The sequence below is a fragment of the Campylobacter sp. RM12647 genome, from assembly GCF_020138135.1.
Classification (GTDB): domain Bacteria; phylum Campylobacterota; class Campylobacteria; order Campylobacterales; family Campylobacteraceae; genus Campylobacter_E.
In genome coordinates this window covers 1-1652 of sequence record NZ_JACGAS010000049.1, presented here as the reverse complement: position 1 = coordinate 1652, position 1652 = coordinate 1, and the positions used below count along the sequence as shown (strand labels likewise).

The following is a 1652-nucleotide window of genomic DNA, read 5'->3' as shown; positions in this document are numbered from 1 at the left end:
GCTTTAGGAGATAAAATTAATCTTACATTTAAAAACGTAGATGGAATTAATGATGTTACATTTGAGCCAGTGCAAATTGCTCAAGGTAATAATATTAAAGCAGGTCAAGGTTTAGGTGCTTTAGTTGAAGCTATTAATAAATCTACTGATAAAACAGGTATTAAAGCTTCTGTTACGGTTCAAAGTGTATTTGAACAACCTATTAAAGCAGGAACTACTTTACAAGGCTTTAGCATAAATGGTGTTACTATTGGTTCTATTGAAGTTAAAGATAAAGATGGAAATGGTGCTTTAAGAGCTGCAATTAACTCTGTAAAAGATCAAACAGGGGTTGAGGCTAGTGTTGATGAAAAAGGAAGATTAGTACTTGCTAATAGAGATGGTAGGGGTATTAAGATAACTGATGGGGTGGATAAGAGTTTTCAGGCGAATGGGCAAGCGTATGATAAGACTACTTCTGAAGCAAAAGCGGATAAGCATGTGTTGTATGTGAATGACGCAAATATTACAACAAACAAAGGACAACAAGTTAAAGACTTATCATTAGAGGCTACTTGGACAACTGGGGCAAGTAACGGACAAGGTAACGCAGCTCCAGCTGGTAACGTAGCAGATTCTATATTTAATGATAAAAATACATTTGAAGATTTACAAGCAGCTCACTACGAACAAGACGCAAGAATTGCAGCTGATGGTTATGCTAAAGGTAAAGCTATCGTTCATACAGATGGTAAAGTAGATTTGCAGAATATTACAGCAGAAGCTATAGGAGCATTACACCTTGCGGTTAATCAAAACCATACAGCTAACGCAAGTCAAGATATGCTAGATGCTTCTAAAGCTCTAGCAGACATAAAAGAAGCCGGTAATAACCCACAAACGCTAGATGATGCAAATACTAGAATAGATAAAGCTATGCAAGCTCTTCAAAAAGTGGTTGATGCAGGTAAGGGTAAAACTATGAATACAGCTGAAGGCGAAAACGCTATTGCAGCTCACGCTATGCAACAATTCCTAAAAGGCTTAAAAGAAGGCTTAAATGAAGGTAATAGAGCAGGTCTTAAAGAAATGATAGGCTTAACTAACGATAATAAGACTAACTTTGGAAGATTAAGTTTTTCATCAACTAATGGTAAAGACATAGTTGTAGAAGCTACTAGAGATATTGTAAATGCTGATGGAAAATTTGAAAAACTTAACATTACAAGTGCAATAGGCTATGATAAAAATGTTTCTGAAAAAACAGTTAGCTTAAGAGAAACTAATGCTACTATAGATAGAGAAACAGCAGATGCAATGGGCTTTAATGCTAATGATTGGCAAGCAACTGATGCAGGAGATAATAAGAATGGTTATGCTGCAGGTGTAATGACTTTAAAAGGTGCACAAGCAATGATGAATATTGCTGAATCAGCTCAAAAAGCTCTTGAAGCAATTAGAAGTGACCTTGGTTCTGTTCAAAACCAACTTGTTTCAACTGTTAATAATATTTCAGTTACTCAAGTAAATGTTAAATCAGCTGAAAGTAATATTAGAGATGTTGACTTTGCATCTGAGAGTGCTACATTTAGTAAACACCAAATCCTAGCTCAATCAGGTGTATATGCAATGAGCCAAGCTAACGCTGTTCAACAAAACGTAATGAGATTATT

The 1652-nt window shown here is 35.5% G+C and carries 1 protein-coding gene; it reads left to right on the top strand.

The genetic code is table 11. The features are described from left to right. Positions 1-1652 (top strand): flagellin (locus tag AVBRAN12647_RS09525; RefSeq protein ID WP_336615107.1); only part of this gene is annotated, 1652 nt, incomplete at both ends.